Below are 16,692 nucleotides of genomic sequence, written 5' to 3'. Positions count from 1 at the left end.
GACTTAGATGCACTCACCCTCCGTGAGGCTGGCCTGCTCGCCGGTGCCGCCGTTGGCGGCGCCGAACCTGGGACAGATCATCGAGGAGTCGGCGATCTCGGGTGAATCGGCCGCGGCGCGGGAGAACAGCGTCATGGCGCTGCGCGGCGACAATTCGCCGAGGACCTTCCGGTACGATGAATCAACATTTTTTAACGCTCATCGTGCCGAGTCCGGTATGCCGGCCACTCTGAGAGCGTCGGCAGTTCAGTGCCCCAGGTTGAAACTAGATTTCTGGATTCCAACCCCGTCGCTCATGGCCGGCTTCGCAACGCATAGAGATAGGCGGCGATGTCGCGCGCTTCGGAATCCGAAATCCGCGTGCTCGGCATCGCCGTGCGCGGGTTCACGCCGCGGGAGTCGCGGATCCATCGCACCAGATTCGCCGGGGTGTTCGGCAGCGTCCCGCCGATGAAGGCGCGGTCCGCCAGGCCGGACAGGACGGGGCCGGCCATGCCGCGCGCCGCGCCGATGCCGGGGATGATGTGACAGCCGGCGCAGCCGTTGCGGAGGATCAGGGCCGGCGCGCGGTCTGGGTCGCCGCCGGTCAGCGCAGCCGCCCAGCGTTCCGCCGCCCGCTGCTGCTGCAGGGCGTAGACCACCGCGCTTCCGCCCAGCAGCAGGACCAGCGCGAGCGGGGCCACGGACCAAACCCAGAGATGCCTTCGTCGCCGGGTGTCCGGTGCCGGCCGGCTTGCAGCCGGGGCCGTCGGCTGCGGCCGCCGCAGGCCGCAGGCCGCGAGCACCGCGATGGCCGCGGCAGCCAGCACCGCGGCGAAGCCTCTACCGCGCCCCGACGGCATGGCGCCCCTCCCCTTCCCGCCGGCCGGCTCCCGCGATCCAAAGCCCGGCCAGGGCGAGGCCGGCGATCGGATAGGCGAGGCAGGCCGGGATCCACATCACCAACCCGGCCAGCTGCTGGTCCTCCAGCGCCGTCAGCCCCCAGCGCGCCGCCTCCCCGGCCTGATCCACGAACCACAGCCGGTTCGAAAAGACCAGGAGGGCACCGAGCAGGCCGGTGTGCAGCGCCGTGGTGAAGAGGTGCCCGATCGCGGCGCCGCGGGCGGCCCGGCTGCCGCGGCGGCACAGCAGCGACCACCAGAACAGCAGCGCGGTGACCAGGAAGCTGGCGTGCTGCAACGCGTGCAGGCCCTCGTGCTCCAGTGCTGCCGCGAACAGCGCCGGCACATGCCAGGTCCAGATCGCGACCGCGTGCAGCACCGTCGCCGCCAGCGGGTCGGTCAGCGCCCGCCACAGGCTCCGCCAGATCCGCGATCCGACCGCGGCGCCCAAGGCCCGGCGCCAGCCCTGTGGCAGGCCCCACAGCATGGCGCCGATCGGGCGCGACAGCGCCAGCAGCGGCGCCGCAATCACCATCAGCACCTCGTGCTCGACCATATGCGCCGTGAACAGCCGCTCGCCCAGCCCATGCAGCGGCGTGACCAGCGCCGCGGCGAGCGTCAGCCACCCGGCGGCGAACATCGCCGCCTGCCCGGTGCCGACGCCCCGCCCCGGCCCGGCGCGGCGCCACAGCCGGGCGACGCCGCCGGTGTAGAGCAGCGCCGTCAGCGCCAGCGGCCCGGTGATCCACGGATCCCACGTCCAGGGGTAATCCGAGCCGTGCTCGTGCCCGGCATGAGCCAGCGCCGAAGTCGGCATCAGCGCGATCAGAATGAGGAGGGCGAGGCGCCTCATCGTTCGCACCCCGTAAACACCAGCCCGGCCGAGCCCTGCAGTGCCACGACCAGCGCGAACAGCAGCGCCGCGCCGATGCCGATCAGGGCGATGAAGCGCTCGGTCCTGACCGGCCGGGCGGTGATATCGGGCCGTCGCAAGGCGCGCCAGGACAGCGCCCCGCCAGCCAGCGCGAACAGCACCAGCAGCAGCGCCGTCCATGGCACGACACCGAGCTGGCGCGGGCAGTCCCAAGGCACCAGGGCATAGTTCAGCTGGGTCGACAGCGCCCAGGCACCCGGACCCGACAGCAGCCCGGCCCAGGACAGCCCGTTCGGCCGGATCCGGGTGAAGGCGCCCATCACTGCACCCAATAGAGCAGGAGGTAGATCGGCAGCCAGGAGGCGACCACGAAATGCCAATAGAAGGCGTTGTCGCTGACGTCGCTGAAGCGCTTCCCGCTTTTCGCGTGGCGGGTGAACATCAGCACCGTCAGGACGATGGTGTCGCCGGCATCGGTCAGCAAATGCGTCGTGTGCAAGCCGAGCAGGAACCAGACCACCGAGCCATAGGCGTTGGTGTCCCACAGCACCGTCAGGGCATCGAACTCGAAGATGCGGACGATCAGCGGCGCGATGCCGAACAGGCTCATCACCACCAGGCCGAACCGCACCTTCCGCAGGTCCTGCTGCCGGGCCCAACGGTCGAGCAGCATATTGGGGACCGCGCTGACCACGAGCAGACCGGTAATGATCGTCGCTGCCCAGATGTCGTGCTGCGGCGGCGCGATCGGCCAGGTCGGGGCCAGATGGGCGAGGTAGAGATAGGCCCCGATCGCCAGGGCGAAGCCGGTGCCTTCGAGCGCAACGAAGCCGAGCGTGCCCCACCAGATCGGGCTCTGCGAGCCGAAGCCGTAGGTCGGCAGATCCGACAGGTCGGCGACGGGGCGGTGCCTCATTCCTCGTCCTCCGGCGTGCCCTTGGGCCAGAACCAGCCGATCAGCGCGATAGCGACGGGGATGCCGCCCCAGACCACCGCCCAGGGGGTGAAGATCGAGGCGATGAAGGCGGCGCCGACCACCAGCGCCGCCACCAGCGGCCAGACCGAGGGCTCGGGCGAGGCCTCGCGCAGCTCCGGCTCGGCCTCGCCCAGGGTGCCGGAGATCAGCTCCCGCGCGTCGACGCGCAGCCCGGTTGCAACCGGCAGCTCGCCGCGCTCGGCCCAGAGCGGCTCGGCATGCGTCACCACCGGGATGCGCGCGAAATTGTAGGGCCGCGGTGGCGAGGTTGTCGCCCATTCCAGCGTGCCGGCATCCCACGGGTTCGGCCCGGCGATCTCGCCCCGGCGCAGGCTGCGGATCACGTTGACCGCCAGCAGCGCGAAGCTGGCGGCCAGCACCACGGCCCCCGCGCTGACGAACAGGTTGATCCCGCCCCAGCCTGATGACTCGGGGTAGGTGTAGACCCGGCGCGGCATGCCGGACAGGCCGAGGAGATGCATCGGGAAGAAGGCGGCATTGAAGCCGATGAAGGCGAGCCAGAAATTCCAGCGCCCCAGCCGCTCGCTCAGCATCCGGCCGGTGAATTTCGGGAACCAGTAGTAGACGGCGCCGAGCAGCGGGAACACCGCGCCGCCGATCAGCACATAGTGGAAATGCGCCACCACGAAATAGGTGTCGTGCACCTGCAGGTCGATCGGCACCGAGGCCACCATCACTCCGGTCAGGCCGCCGATGACGAAGACGATGATGAAGCCGAGCACGAACAGCATCGGCGTCTTCATGACCGGCCGCCCGCCCCACAGCGTCGCGATCCAGCAGAAGATCTGCAGCCCGCTGGGGATCGCGATCAGCATGCTGGAGGCGGTGAAGAAGGCGGCGCCGAGCTGCGGCAGCCCGGTCGCGAACATGTGGTGCACCCACAGGCCGAAGGACAGGAAGCCGGTCGCGATCAGCGCCAGCACCATGCCGAGATGGCCGAACATCGGCCTCCGCGCAAAGGTCGGCAGGATGGCGGAGACCATGCCGGTCGCCGGCAGGAAGATGATGTAGACCTCGGGATGGCCGAAGAACCAGAACAGGTGCTGCCACAGCAGGGCGTCGCCGCCCTCGGCCGGGTTGAAGAAGTGGGTGCCGACCAGCCGGTCGAGGATCAGCATGGTGCTGGACACCATCACCGCCGGCATGGCGAACAGGATCATGAAGGCGGTGACCAACGCCCCCCAGACGAAGAGCGGGATGCGGTCCAGCATCATCCCCGGTGCCCGCTGCTTGAACACGGTGACGATGATCTCGACCGCCACGGCCAGGGCCGAGACCTCGGTGAAGGTCACCATCTGGGCCCAGAAGTCGCTGCGCTTGCCGATGCCGTATTCCGGCCCGGCCAGCGGCACATAGCTGAACCAGCCGGCATCCGCCCCGGTGTTGAGTGCGAACGCGACCCAGATCATCAGCCCGCCGAAGAGATAGACCCAGTAGCTGAAGGCGTTCAGCCGCGGGAAGGCGATGTTGCGGGTGCCGACCATCAGCGGCACCAGATAGATGGCGAAGGCCTCCATCACCGGCACGGCGAACAGGAACATCATCGTCGTGCCGTGCATGGTGAAGAGCTGGTTGTAGAGGTCCGGTCCGACCACCCCGGCCTCCGGCCGCGCCAGCTGCAGCCGCATCACCACCGCCGCCAGCCCGCCCAGGATCAGGAAGAAGAAGGCGGTCAGCATGTAGCGGCGGCCGACGATCTTGTGGTCGACGGTGGCCAGCCGCGCCAGCAGCCCCCGGCCCGTCCCCCAGGTCCGGGTCAGCAGGCGGTCGAGCGTTCCTTCATCCAGATCGGTGTCGCGCAGGCCGCGCGGCGCGGTGTCGGGCGGCAGCACGTCCGCGCTCATTTCAGCCCCTCGAGATAGGCGACCAGGGCGTTCAGCTCGTCGGCGTCGAGGCGGACCCGCGGCATGTTGCTGCCGGGCTTGATCGCCTGCGGATCGGCGATCCAGGCGGCCAGGGCGCCGCGGGTCATCGGCAGCGCCCCGGCCGCGATGGTCTCGCGGCTGGCGAGATGGGTCAGCTCCGGCCCGGTCCGGCCCCCGGCAGTGGTGCCGCGGATCTGGTGGCACATCATGCAGGGCCTGGACTGGAAGACGTCGCGGCCCTTCCGGGCCTCGTCGCCCTGCGGCTCGGCGGCGGGGGCCAGCTGCGCCTGGCGCCAGGCGTCGAAATCCGCGCGCGGCTCGGCGATCACCAAGAGCGCCATCTTGGCGTGCTGCAGGCCGCAGAACTCGGCGCATTGCCCGCGATAACGGCCCGGCTTGTCGGCCTTGAGGGTGAGCACGTTCTGCCGGCCGGGGATCAGGTCCTCCTTGCCCGAGAGCTGGGGCACCCAGAAGGAATGGATGACGTCGGTCGCCTCCAGCTTGATCTGCACCGGCTCGCCGACCGGGATGTGAATCTCGTTCGCCGTGGTCAGCACGCGGCTGGGCTGGTCGTCCTCGTACTGGACCTGCCACCACCATTGATTGCCGGTGACCTTCAGCGTCAGCGCGGGCCGCTCGCCGAGGGCGGCGAGGCTCTTGCCGGTCCACCAGCTGAACCCGGTCAGCGCCAGCAGGATTACGCCGGTGATGGCGACGCAGGTGCCGACCACCCGATAGGCCACGCGGTCGCGCCGCGGCTCCTGCGCCAGCGGGTCGGGCCGGTCGGCGTGGCGGCGGGCGACGCCGAGCGCCAGCGCCAGGACCACCAGCAGCCAGACGACGGCGCAGACGGCGGTGAACAGCCAGAACAGCCGGGCGATCCGGTCGCTGCCCTCGCCCATCGGCGACAGCGCGCCCGGCCATCGGCTGCAGCCGGCCAGCAGCGCGGCGCCGAGCAGGGCGGCAAGCCGGCCCAGCGGCTTCACTGCGGCACCCCGACGGGTTTCGGCTCGGCCGGCGGCAGGCGGTTCTCGGCGGGGCGCGACTGCATGCCGTCATTGCGCGACGGCGCCGCGTCCTTCGGCACGAACCGGCCCATCGAGCGGACATAGGCGGCGATCTGCCAGATCTCGTCATCCGGGATGCGGCCGCGGAAGGACGGCATGCCGTTTGGCCGGCCCTCGCGGATGGTGGCGACGATGTTGTCGATGGAACTGCCGTAGATCCATTTGTCGTCGATCAGGGCAGGACCCGAGCCGCCGCCGCCATTGCCGTGGCAGCCGCTGCAGTTGAACCACTGGAACAGCCGCTTGCCCTGCGCCATGGCGTAGGCGTTCTGCTCGTAGTCCTGTCCCTTGGGGTTCGAGGCCGTCTGCGGGCCATTGCCGCCGGGCGAGATCGGCGCCAGCGCCACGATCGTCTCAGCCGAGGACTCGGCACGCGGCGCGTCGTAGCTCCGCTCCTCGCGCCGGCAGGTCGCGACCAGCAGCGCGGCGGAGAGCAGCAGGAGGATCGATACCTGGCGCATGTCACGGCCCCGCATGGTCTGAGCGGTCCAGCCGCGGTACGCCGTACTGGGCCAGGATGGCGTCGATCTCGCCGCGGCGATGGCTCAGGGCGGCGTTCACCTCCTCCGCCAGCGGCTTGTCCTCGCGGCGCGCGCCCATGGCGATGTCGAACACCATCGGCACCAGCCCCTCCGTCTGCGGCTGCACCGGGGTGACCGTCAGCGCCACCGGCTGGCGCGGCGCGAAATAGCCGGCAAAGGGCCCCCAGACCACGGCGACGTCGACCTCGCCCTTGGCCACTGCCGCGACGATCCGGCCGGCGGGGTTGGGCTGGGCGTAGTCGCCGTAGAGGGTATAGCCGACCACGTGCCCGGCCAGGCCGCGCCGGGCCAGCGCCTCGGCCGGCGGCGCGTTGACGCCGTCGTCGCCGACGAGCTGCACCCCGATCCGCAGATCGCGCAGCGCCGGGTCGTCGAAGGACCGGACTCGCGGACCGTCGGCACGGGTGACGAAGACATAGCCGGAGCGGTAATAGGGCCGGGTCGAGCGCAGCATCTCCAGCCCCAGCATGGTGCCGGGGACCAGGTCGCACAGCCCGGCCTTCAGCGTCTCACGGATGAAGCCGCGGCGCTGCGCCCACCACGTATAGGTCACGGTGGCGCCGAGATCCTGCGCCACCAGCGCGGTGATGCGGTTCTCGAAGCCCTCGCCCTTCTCGTTCGAGAACGGCAGGTTGTTCGGATCGGCGCAGACCCTGAGCTCGCGCGCCCCGGCGTCGCCGGCGGCCAGCGCCAGCGCCGCGGCCAACAGCAGCCTAGGGAAGACGGAAGACATACAGCATGCCTCCCCGTGTCGTCGCGTCCTTGAGGTCGCCCATGGCGCCGACGAAGCCGAGCGCCGCGGTCTGGTCGCGCGGGTCCAGGTCGCCGGCGACGATCGCCCCGGCCCAGCCGCCGGCGCCGGACAGGATGGCGACATATTGATGGCCGTCCGGCCCGCGATAGGTGGTGGGCTGGCCGATGATCCCGGACCCGGTTTTGAACTGCCACAGCGGCTTGCCGCTGTGCGCGTCCAGCACCTTGAACCAGCCCTCGAAGGTTCCGTAGAAGACCACGTCGCCGGCGGTGACCAGCGCCCCGCTCCAGACCGGGAAGTTCTCCTTCACCGTCCAGGCCGGCTCGGCCTTGGCGATGTCCCAGGCGGTGAACTCGCCACGGTGGCCGCCGGGACCCGGCTTCATCCGCACCTCGGCGCCGACATAGGGAGTGCCGGCGATGTAGTTCGCCTCCATCCCCAGCAGGTCCTCGCACAAATTGTTGTGCGGGATGTAGAGCAGGCCGGTCCGCGGCGAATAGGCCGAAGGGTTCCAGTCCTTGGCGCCGGGCGCCGCCGGGCAGATGTCGCGGATCACCCGCCCGGTCTGCGGTGCCTTGTCCGCCACCATCGCCAGGCGGCCGGTCGCGAGGTCGACGCCGCTGCTGCTGGTGATCGGGACGAAGGGCTTGGCCGACAGCACCTCGCCGGTGGTGCGGTCCAGCACATAGACGTAGCCGTTGCGCTCGGGACGAACGAGGACCTTCCGCGGCTGCCCCTGCCACGGCATGTCGAGCAGGATGTTCTCGTTGATGCCATCATGGTCGTAGAGGTCGTGCGGGCTCCACTGATAGCCCCAGCGGGCGGCGCCGGTGTCGATGTCGCGGGCGAAGATGCCGGCGGTCCATTTGTTGTCGCCGGGGCGGAGATCCGGGTTCCAGGGGCCGGGATTGCCGGTGCCGTGATAGATCAGGTTCAGGTCGGGGTCGTAGGAGATCCAGCCCCAGACATTGCCGCCGCCCTGCTGCCAGGCATCCGGCGGCCAGGTCGAGACGCCGAGATCCTTGCCCCGGTCCGCCTCGTAGAACGGCTTGAAGTCCGGGCCGATCAGGACGTCGGCGTCGGGGCCGGTGCTGTAGGCCTTCCAGGCCAGCTTGCCGGTCGCGGCGTCGAGCGCCGCGACCCAGCCGCGCACCCCGTATTCGCCGCCGGAATTGCCGACCAGAACCTTTCCCTTGGCCACAAGCGGCGCCATGGTGATGGTCTCGCCGAGATTGATGTCGCCGAGCCTGGTGCGCCAGACCTCCTGCCCGGTCGCGGCGTCGACGGCGATGGTGTTGCCGTCCAGCGTGTTCAGGAACACCCGGCCATCGGCATAGGCCGGGCCGCGGGTGACGACGTCGCAGCAGGCGACACCCTGGGCCGCGGCCTCCGGCTTCGGCTCGAACTTCCATTTCAGCGGCGCGCCGGGCTTGGTGAGGTCGAGCGCATAGAGGATATTGGGATAGGGCGTCGCGACATACATCGTGCCGCCCACCACCAGCGGCGGTGCCTCCTGCCCGCGGTTGACGCCCAGCGAGAAGGTGAAGGCGGGCTGAAGCTTGGCGACATTGCCGGCGTTGATCTCGTCCAGCCCGCTGTAGCGAGTGCTGGCGTAGTTCTTCGCCGGCATCGTCCACTGCCCGTCCTCGGGCGGCGCCGCCGAGGCGGGCGGCTGCGGCAGATCCTGAGCTTGCGCTGTCGCGACGCCGGCCACGGCCAGCGCGACAAAGCCCATCGCGACGAGGATCCGGTGGGGCAATTGGATTTCTCGCTCCTGCACTCCGACTTCTGGCCAACGGGGTCGTGGCGGCCGACGTTCCAAGTACGATTCTTGCGTCAGTCGGCCCGGGCCATTCCGGCCACCATCCGCTCCGGCAGCACCGCGGTCAGCACGGTCTTCAGCTTTGCGGTGAATGGGGCGATGACATGGTCCTTGCCCTTCATCATCGCGTCGTAGCCGGCCCGGGCGATGTCGGCCGGATCCGCTTTCGAGGCTTGGCCGAGCTTGCTGTCCTCCATTCCGGCGCGGATGAAGAACTCGGTCTCGGTCGCATCCGGCATCAGCGCCGTCACGGTGACGCCGGTGTCCGAAAGCTCGTTGGCGATGCCCTCGGCGAAGGCGTATTCGAAGGCCTTGCTGGCCGAGTACACCGACTGCAGCGGCGACGGCGCGATCGCGGCGACCGAGGAGGTGATCAGGATCCGCCCCGATCCACGCTCGACCATCGCCGGGACGAACAGCTTGGTCAGCCGAACGACGGCGACGACGTTCAGCTGGATCAGCCGCAGCTCGTCTTCCCACCGCGTCTCGCGGGCGAAGTCGCCATAGACGCCGATCCCGGCATTGTTGACCAGGAACTCGGGCAGCACGCCGATGCGCTGCACCGCGGCGTGGAGCTCGTCCGGCCCCTCGGGACGGGAGAGGTCGACCACCACCGTCTCCACCCGCGGCGCGCCGGCCTGGCGGAGCATGGTCGCCGCCTCCAGCAGCGGCCCCTCCTCCTCCTCCGCCACTACGATCAGGCCGTGGCCATCATCCGCGAAGCAGCGGGCGAGCTCGAAGCCGATGCCGGTCGACGCGCCGGTCACCAGCGCGAGAGTGTCCGAGTTCTCAGCCATGGCCCACCGCCTCCTGGATCGACATCGTGGTCCGCGCCTTGCCGCGCATCCGCTCCGGCGCGTCCGGGAAGCCGCTGCGGTCGCTGTAATCGCGCACCGGAATGCGGTGCCGCTGCCGGGTCGAGAGCGACTGGGCGCAGAGCGCGTCGATCACTGTCACCCCGATCACCGCGGCCACGGCGAAGCCCAGCCGGCCGCGGGACCGGCTGCCGCCGGCGACGGCGGCCAGGGTGGCAAGGTCCAGTGCGTCGCCGGCGACGCGGGCCCAGACGAAGGGCGTCGGATCGCGCGACCGCCCGAGGATGGCAAGACCGGTCGCCACCTCGCGGGCGCCATAGGCCTGGACGAAGCGCGGAGCGCTGCGCAGGCCCAACCACTGCGACAGTCGGCGCGGCGCAAGCAGCTCCAGCGCGCCGAGCGCGATGCTGAACAGCCCCAGCCCGTGCGCGACACGGCGGGCGGAGGGGAACGGGTTCGCGGGCGCGCCGCGGAAATCGGATCTCATCGCCGGCCTCTAGGGTTTGAGCACCACCTTGATGCAGCCGTCATGCTTCTCCCGGAACGTCTTGTAGAGCTCCGGCCCGTGCGACAGCGGCTCGGTGTGCGTGATGACGAAGGACGGATCGATCTGGCCCTCCTCGATGTGGCGCAGGAGGTCGTCGGTCCAGCGGTTGACATGAGTCTGGCCCATGCGGAAGGTCAGCCCCTTGTTCATGGCGGCACCGAACGGGATCTTGTCCAGAAGCCCGCCATAGACGCCGGGAACCGATACGGTGCCGGCCGGGCGGCAGGCATAGATCGCCTCGCGCAGCACATGCGGCCGGTCGGTGCCCAGCATCACCGCCTGCTTGGCACGGTCGATCATCGAATCGACCGGGCGTCCGGCATGGGCCTCGAGCCCGACCGCATCGATGCACTTCTCCGGCCCGTGGCCATGGGTCAGCTCGCGCAGCCGGTCCAGCACGCTCTCAGTGTCGAAATTGATCGTCACCGCGCCGGCGGCCTGGGCCATGGTCAGCCGCTCCGGCAAATTGTCGATGGCGATCACCTGCTCGGCCCCGAGCAGCAGCGCGGCGCGGATCGCGAACTGGCCGACCGGGCCGCAGCCCCAGATCGCCACGGTGTCGGTCGGCTCGATCTCGCATTGCGCCGCCGCCTGCCACCCGGTCGGGAAGATGTCGCCGAGGAACAGCACCTGCTCGTCGGTCAGCCCGTCCGGGATCTTCACCGGCGCGACATCGGCATAGGGGACGCGGACATATTCGGCCTGGCCGCCGGGGTAACCGCCGGTCAGGTGGGTGTAGCCGAACAGCCCGGCCGTGGTATGGCCGAACATCTTCGCCGCCAGCTCGGCATTGCGGTTGGTGCGCTCGCAGACCGAGAAGTTGCCGCGCCGGCACTGCTCGCATTCGCCGCAGCAGATGGTGAAGGGCACCACCACCCGGTCGCCGACCTTGAGCCGCTTGTTCCCCGGCCCGACCTCGACCACCTCCCCCATGAACTCGTGGCCCATGATGTCGCCGGATTCCATGCCCGGCATGAAGCCGTCATAGAGATGCAGGTCGGAGCCGCAGATGGCGCAGCTCGTCACCTTGATGATCGCGTCGCGGGGATGCTCGATCCCGGGATCGGGCACGGTGTCCCAGCGGATATCCGCCTTGCCGTGCCAGCACAGCGCCCTCATGCCTCACCTCCTGAAATCAGGTCCTCAGGCCAAGCTCGTCAGCGCTTCGCCGTGGCGCCGACCTCGGAACGGCTGAGATATTCCTGGGTCAGGGTCGGCATCTGCTGCCAGATCCAGTCGCCCATCTCCTCCTCCTCGGCCTGGATGCGCTCGCAGGTCTCGGCGATGCCAGGCTCGCCCGCCTCGCGGGCCGCCGCTGCCAGCATCCTGTAGCTGCCGGCCTCGAACTGCTCGAAGGAGTAGCTGCCGAGGGCGTGCTTCAGCACCTCGTCCTCGCTCATGGCGTGGAACATGCCCTGGACGTTGGCGATGGTCTTCTGGGTGATGTCCTTCAGCGTGGAGGGGTCGGCGCCGAGCTTGGCCAGGCAGTCCTCGACATCCTGCCGCTGCCGATGGGTCTGCTGCAGATGCTCCTGCACCTTCGCCCGGGCGTCCGGATAGGTCTCGAGCCGGCTGATCTGGGTCTCCAGCAGGGAGACGGCCTGGCTCTCCATGGCGTAGGCGTCGCGCAGCCAATGCGTCAGATGCTCTTTCGGGTCGGTCATCGGGATCTCCTGTTGAACTTCGGCGACGATGCGCTCGGACGCCGCTACGGTCACAACAGCCCCGCGCGAACTCCCGTTCGAGCGGTCGAGCAAAATTGCCGAATACTCCGCGAAACCGGCCGTCGGATCCTCACTGATCCGGGCTGCGCAGCCCGGATCATCGGAACCCCAGGCTGGCGCATCCCATTGTCCCCCCGAGATTTGCGCTCCGACCGAGGTCGACACGGAGACACGAGATGCCAGATCAGCAAAGCGCCCGCGCGAAAGGCCAGCGACATCACCGGCGCGGTCGCATCCGAATGGCCGGCCTGGCCGGCTCGATCGCTTCTTCCTGGCCGGAACCGCACACGGCCAGCCTCAGCCGGTCGAACCCGGCTTCCCGTCTTCGACCCCGCAGGCCCCGGTCGCCAATCCGCCCCCGGAGCTGCGGGGCACCAGCCTGATCGGTGCCAAGGTGACGGACACGGCCGGCCGCAACATCGGAACGATCTCCGATTTCGCATTCGACGCCCGGGGCGGCGCGATCCGCTACGTCCTGGTCGGCGTCGACCAGATTCTCGGTCTTTCGCTGAAGCAGGTGAAGATCCCCAGCGACAAGCTGCGGCTGGCCGATGCGACGGCGGACGAGGTCGTGACCGACCTGAGCGAAGACGACCTGAAGGTTCTGCCGGAGGCCGATGACGGGCCGTGACCGGCCGGAACCGTCCTTCGGCACACCCCATTGCCCGTCATAGACGCGAACACACGTGGAGGTTACCCATGGCCACGCAGCATCACAGCGGCAAGAGCGAGTCCCACGAGACTCGCGACCACGACAAGATCCGGCGCTGGGCGGAGGAGCGGAAGGCCGTCCCCGCCACCGTACGCGGCACCGCCCGGGGCGGCGATGAGGCCGGCATCCTGCGCTTCGACTTCGTCGGCGACGGACAAAAGCACGAGGAGGCGCTCGAAGAAATCTCCTGGGACGAGTTCTTCGAGAAGTTCGACGAGGCCAAGCTGACCTTCCTGTACCAGGACCGCACTGCCGACGGGCATGTCAGCCGCTTCAACAAGTTCGTCCGCCACTAAGTCCCCGGAGCCGGCATGACGGACCCGGCGCTGGCGGTCCTGCTCTGGTTCATCCTGCCGCTGTGGTTCGTCGCCGGCTTCGCCGACTGGCTGTGTCATCGCGCCAGCAAGATCGAGGCGACGGCCGGAGCAAAGGAATCCCTGATCCATCTGCTGATGTTCGCCGAAATGGCGGTGCCGCTGCTCGCGGCGCTGTTCCTCGAGGTCAATGCCCTGATCATCGCGCTGATGATCGTCGCCTTCCTGGCGCATGAGGCAACGGCGCTGTGGGACGTCAGCTATGCCGTCACCCGGCGCGAGGTGACGCCGTTCGAGCAGCACGTCCACAGCTTCCTCGAAATTCTGCCGCTGATGGGTACCGCCTTCATCGCCGTGCTGCACTGGCCGCAGTTCCTGGCGCTGTTCGGGACAGGGCCGGAGCCGGCCCGCTTCGACCTGACCTGGAAGCAGAAATCGCTGCCGGTGGCCTATATCGCCGCCGTGCTGACCGCGGCGCTGCTGTTCGAGCTGCTGCCCTATCTCGAGGAGCTGTGGCGCGGCCTGCGCACCGCCCATGGCCGCTTGGTCCCGAACCGGGGCGGGGCCCGGCCGCCCCGGCACTGACAGGCAGCCGATCTCCCTCCGGCCCGACCTCCCTCCGGAATGCATCCCGATCACCGCCCGTTGTCACCGAGGCCAGCGCTGCCGACGCGCTGAGCCGTGACCCTCATGAGAGGCGGCCCAGCCAGTGCCAGACGAGGACAGCCGCAAGTCTCCCAAGACCGGCGCCGACCAAGCCTCCCCACCCAAGCAGGGCGCCCTGCGGACCCTGGGCCTCGGGCTGATCACCGGGGCGGCGGACGACGACCCCTCCGCGATCGGCACCTATGCCAGCGCCGGCGCCGCGCTGGGCCCGTCCTTCCTGTGGACCGCCCCGGCGACGCTGCCGATGATGTTCGCGGTGGTCTACCTGTCCGCCAAGCTCGGCCAGGTGTCGGGCCGCGGCCTGTTCCACGTCATCCGCGATCATTTCCCGCGCTGGGTGCTGTACCCGGCGCTGATCGGCGTGCTGATCGGCAACACCATCGAGGCCGCGGCCGATATCGGCGGCATGGCGGCGGCGATCGGGCTGCTGCTGCCGGTGCCTTTCACCGCGATCGTGGTCACGGTCACCGCCGCGATCCTGGCGCTGCAGATCTGGGGCTCCTACACGCTGATCCGCAACGTGTTCCGCTGGCTAGCGCTCGCCCTCCTCGCCTATGTCGGCGCCGCGGCGCTGGCCAAGCCGGACCTGGCGGCGACCCTGGCCGGGACGCTGGTGCCGCGACTCCAGTTCAATGCCGAGTTCCTGTCGATGCTGGTTGCCGTGATCGGCACCACGCTGTCCGCCTATCTCTACACCTGGCAGTCGAACGAGGAGGTCGAGGAGGAGATCCAGATGGGCCGCCGCACCCTGGCACAGCGCCGGGGCGCGACCAACGCCGAGCTGCGCAAGACCCGCATCGACGTCCTGATCGGCATGACCTTCTCGAATTTGATCATGTATTTCATCATCCTGTCGACCGGGTCGACGCTGCACGCGGCCGGGCAGACCGAGATCAGCACCGCGGCCCAGGCGGCGGAGGCGCTGCGCCCGCTGGCCGGCGACGCCGCCGGCATCCTGTTCGCCGCCGGTATCATCGGCGTCGGCTTCCTGGCGGTGCCGGTGATGACCACGGGCGCCGCCTACGACCTGGCCCAGACCTTCGGCTGGAAACACAGCCTGCACGCCCGCCCGTCGGAGGCGAGGCCGTTCTACCTGGCGATCGCCGGCTTCACCCTGCTGGCCATGGGGCTGAACTTCCTCGGCTTCAATCCGATGAAGGCGCTGGTCTGGTCCGGCATCGTCCAGGGCTTCTCGACCCCGCCTTTGATGCTGCTGATCATGCTGATGACCGGCAGCCGCCGGATCATGGGCGACCAGGTGAACAGCCCCGGCATCGCCATCCTGGGCTGGGCCACGACCGCGATCATCTTCGCCGCCAGCACCGGGCTAGTGGCGACCTGGTTCCTCTGAGGCGCCGCCATGCTCGTCTATGGCGACGGAACGCGGGTGGAAAAGCCGCTGCGGCAGATCGGACGGGTGGTGACGGCGCTGGAGCGGGCCGGCGACGCGCGCTCCGGGCTTGACCGCCATGATCATCTGGTCGAAGCCCTGATCGATGCTGGCGAATTCGCGCAAGGAGCGATCGACGCCGAGTTCGAAGCCGCCGGCCGCGACGCCCCCTCCCCTCTGCGCGATGCCGCGACCGCCCTGCTGGTCGCCCTGGCCGTGGAGATCCGGCGGTCCTGGGTGACAGGGTTCCCCACCGGGCCTGTCGACCAGAATCTCCGCCGCCACATCGACACGCTGGCCGGAATGCCGTTGCCGGCGGAGATCCGTTGCCGGCTGGCCGAGGGCTTCGCCTTCTACGCCCTGTATCCGGAATCCTATCTCGAAGCCGCGGCCGCACTGGCCCGGGCGCGGCCGCTCAAGGTCATCGGCATCCGCAGCATCGGCCTGCCGCTCGCCGCGGTGGTGGCGGAAGCCTGCGGCGCGGACGGGCTGGTCTCGGTGCGGCCGGTCGGGCACCCCTTCCAACGGACCCTTGCGCTCCACCCGGCCCTGACCGCCGAGCTGCTGGGCGACCGGTCGGCCACCTATCTGATCGTCGACGAAGGCCCCGGCCTGTCCGGCAGTTCCTTCGGCGCGGTCGCCGACCATCTCGAGGCCCGAGGCGTCGATCGCGGCCGGATCCGGTTCTTCCCGAGCCATGGCGGCGAACCAGGACCGCAGGCCTCGGCCGCCCATCGCGAACGGTGGCGCGGCGCGGCCCGGCACTGGGTCGATTTCGACACGCTGGCGCTGCGGCCGCGCCAGCCCTGGCATGGGCTCGCCGCCTGGGTCGAGGATCTCGTCGGCGGCCCCGGACGGCTGGAGGAGATGTTCGCCGGCGACTGGCGGGCTGGCCACGGGCAATCGCACTGGCCGCCATCCTGCCGCCAGCAGGAGCGGCGCAAGTTCCGCCTGGACACCGGCGGCCACCGCTTCCTGGTGAAGTTCGCCGGGTTGGGCCGGCACGGACGCGACAAGCTGGCGCGCGCCCGGGCGCTGTATGAGGCCGGCTTCGGCCCGGAGCCGGTCGGCTATCGGCGGGGCTTCATGGTCGAGCGCTGGGTCGACGGCGCGCGGCCGCTCGATCCCGCGGCCTGCGACCGTCCCGCCCTGCTACGCCGCGTCGCGGCCTATATCGGGTTCCGGGCTCGCCGGCTCCCGGCTTCGACAGACAGCGGCGCCAGCCTGGCGACCCTGTCCGACATGCTGTGCGTCAATGCCTCGGAGGCGTTGGGGGAGGAGGCCGGACACGCGTTCAGGCGCTTTGCCCGCATCGCCGACGACCTGGAGCCACGGGTCCGCCGGGTGCAGACCGACAACCGGCTACATCGCTGGGAATGGCTGCTGGACCGCGACGGCACGCTGCTGAAGACCGACGCCCTCGACCATTGTGCGGCCCACGACCTGGTCGGCTGCCAGGACATCGCCTGGGATGTTGCCGGAACCGCCATCGAGTTCGACCTCGGCCCGGAGGAGGAAGCCGAGCTGCAGATGCGGGTCGGGCAGGAGGCCGGATGGCCGGTCGACCCCGATCTGCTGCGGTTCCTCACCCCCTGCTACGCCGCCTTCCAGCTCGGCTCCTGGAGCATGGCGCGCGCTTCCGACGGCGACCCGCACGAAGCCGTGCGGCTAGATCGGGAGGTGTCGCGCTACGCCCGGCATCTGCGCCGCCTGCTGCCCTGA

The 16,692-nt window shown here is 69.7% G+C and carries 19 protein-coding genes; 5 read left to right on the top strand and 14 right to left on the bottom strand.

Annotated elements, in window-relative coordinates:
• Nucleotides 1-3: 3 nt before the first annotated feature.
• From QFZ27_RS07610 to QFZ27_RS07545, 14 genes are all read right to left on the bottom strand, one after another.
• Nucleotides 4-135 carry a hypothetical protein gene (locus QFZ27_RS07610; RefSeq protein WP_429225530.1) on the bottom strand — a complete coding sequence of 44 codons (132 nt, stop codon included), beginning with the start codon at nt 133-135 and terminating at the stop codon, nt 4-6.
• Nucleotides 136-293: 158 nt separating this feature from the next.
• The gene (locus QFZ27_RS07605) at nt 294-842 is read right to left on the bottom strand and encodes a c-type cytochrome (protein ID WP_429225528.1); all 549 of its coding nucleotides are present in this window, start codon (nt 840-842) and stop codon (nt 294-296) included.
• The gene (locus QFZ27_RS07600; protein WP_429225526.1) at nt 823-1,734 is read right to left on the bottom strand and encodes a cytochrome c oxidase assembly protein; all 912 of its coding nucleotides are present in this window, start codon (nt 1,732-1,734) and stop codon (nt 823-825) included. The genes QFZ27_RS07605 and QFZ27_RS07600 overlap by 20 nt, the downstream gene beginning before the upstream one ends.
• Nucleotides 1,731-2,075, bottom strand: a complete 345-nt coding sequence (locus QFZ27_RS07595) for a hypothetical protein (RefSeq protein WP_429225524.1) — start codon at nt 2,073-2,075, stop codon at nt 1,731-1,733. Before QFZ27_RS07595 ends, QFZ27_RS07600 begins: the two co-directional genes overlap by 4 nt.
• Nucleotides 2,075-2,671, bottom strand: a complete 597-nt coding sequence (locus QFZ27_RS07590) for a cytochrome c oxidase subunit 3 (RefSeq protein ID WP_429225522.1) — start codon at nt 2,669-2,671, stop codon at nt 2,075-2,077. Before QFZ27_RS07590 ends, QFZ27_RS07595 begins: the two co-directional genes overlap by 1 nt.
• Nucleotides 2,668-4,596, bottom strand: coding sequence for a cytochrome c oxidase subunit I (ctaD, locus tag QFZ27_RS07585; RefSeq protein WP_429225520.1), 1,929 nt, complete (start codon nt 4,594-4,596; stop codon nt 2,668-2,670). Before ctaD ends, QFZ27_RS07590 begins: the two co-directional genes overlap by 4 nt.
• Nucleotides 4,593-5,603: a cytochrome c oxidase subunit II gene (coxB, locus tag QFZ27_RS07580; RefSeq protein WP_429225518.1), complete on the bottom strand. Its 1,011-nt coding sequence runs from the start codon at nt 5,601-5,603 to the stop codon at nt 4,593-4,595. Before coxB ends, ctaD begins: the two co-directional genes overlap by 4 nt.
• Nucleotides 5,600-6,145, bottom strand: coding sequence for a c-type cytochrome (locus tag QFZ27_RS07575; protein WP_429225515.1), 546 nt, complete (start codon nt 6,143-6,145; stop codon nt 5,600-5,602). The genes coxB and QFZ27_RS07575 overlap by 4 nt, the downstream gene beginning before the upstream one ends.
• A gap of 1 nt (nt 6,146) precedes the next feature.
• Complete coding sequence (locus QFZ27_RS07570) at nt 6,147-6,959, bottom strand: substrate-binding domain-containing protein (protein ID WP_429225514.1); 813 nt, start codon at nt 6,957-6,959, stop codon at nt 6,147-6,149.
• Nucleotides 6,940-8,739 carry a methanol/ethanol family PQQ-dependent dehydrogenase gene (locus QFZ27_RS07565; RefSeq protein WP_429225513.1) on the bottom strand — a complete coding sequence of 600 codons (1,800 nt, stop codon included), beginning with the start codon at nt 8,737-8,739 and terminating at the stop codon, nt 6,940-6,942. Before QFZ27_RS07565 ends, QFZ27_RS07570 begins: the two co-directional genes overlap by 20 nt.
• Nucleotides 8,740-8,816: 77 nt before the next feature.
• The gene (locus QFZ27_RS07560) at nt 8,817-9,599 is read right to left on the bottom strand and encodes an SDR family NAD(P)-dependent oxidoreductase (protein ID WP_429225511.1); all 783 of its coding nucleotides are present in this window, start codon (nt 9,597-9,599) and stop codon (nt 8,817-8,819) included.
• On the bottom strand, nt 9,592-10,104 hold the full coding sequence (locus tag QFZ27_RS07555) for a cyclase dehydrase (protein ID WP_429225509.1): 513 nt from the start codon (nt 10,102-10,104) through the stop codon (nt 9,592-9,594). Before QFZ27_RS07555 ends, QFZ27_RS07560 begins: the two co-directional genes overlap by 8 nt.
• A gap of 9 nt (nt 10,105-10,113) precedes the next feature.
• Complete coding sequence (locus QFZ27_RS07550) at nt 10,114-11,283, bottom strand: zinc-dependent alcohol dehydrogenase (RefSeq protein ID WP_429225507.1); 1,170 nt, start codon at nt 11,281-11,283, stop codon at nt 10,114-10,116.
• A gap of 38 nt (nt 11,284-11,321) precedes the next feature.
• A complete protein-coding gene (locus QFZ27_RS07545; RefSeq protein WP_429225505.1) occupies nt 11,322-11,828 on the bottom strand; it encodes a ferritin-like domain-containing protein in 507 nt (168 codons plus the stop codon).
• 28 nt (nt 11,829-11,856) lie between these two features.
• Here QFZ27_RS07545 and QFZ27_RS07540 point away from each other — a divergent pair, with 28 nt between their 5' ends.
• From QFZ27_RS07540 to QFZ27_RS07520, 5 genes are all read left to right on the top strand, one after another.
• Nucleotides 11,857-12,519 (top strand): PRC-barrel domain-containing protein, encoded by a 663-nt coding sequence (locus QFZ27_RS07540; protein ID WP_429225503.1) that lies wholly within the window; start codon nt 11,857-11,859, stop codon nt 12,517-12,519.
• Between the two features lie 68 nt (nt 12,520-12,587).
• Nucleotides 12,588-12,896: a hypothetical protein gene (locus QFZ27_RS07535; protein WP_429225501.1), complete on the top strand. Its 309-nt coding sequence runs from the start codon at nt 12,588-12,590 to the stop codon at nt 12,894-12,896.
• A gap of 15 nt (nt 12,897-12,911) precedes the next feature.
• Entirely contained in the window at nt 12,912-13,499 is a 588-nt protein-coding gene (locus QFZ27_RS07530; RefSeq protein ID WP_429225499.1) for a hypothetical protein, read from the top strand.
• Nucleotides 13,500-13,623: 124 nt separating this feature from the next.
• Entirely contained in the window at nt 13,624-14,931 is a 1,308-nt protein-coding gene (locus QFZ27_RS07525) for an Nramp family divalent metal transporter (protein ID WP_429225497.1), read from the top strand.
• A 9-nt stretch (nt 14,932-14,940) separates the two neighbouring features.
• Nucleotides 14,941-16,692 (top strand): hypothetical protein, encoded by a 1,752-nt coding sequence (locus QFZ27_RS07520; protein WP_429225495.1) that lies wholly within the window; start codon nt 14,941-14,943, stop codon nt 16,690-16,692.

The organism is Inquilinus ginsengisoli (genome assembly GCF_050434925.1).
Classification (GTDB): Bacteria; Pseudomonadota; Alphaproteobacteria; order DSM-16000; family Inquilinaceae; genus Inquilinus; species Inquilinus ginsengisoli_B.
This window is presented reverse-complemented; position numbering and strand designations above follow the sequence as displayed.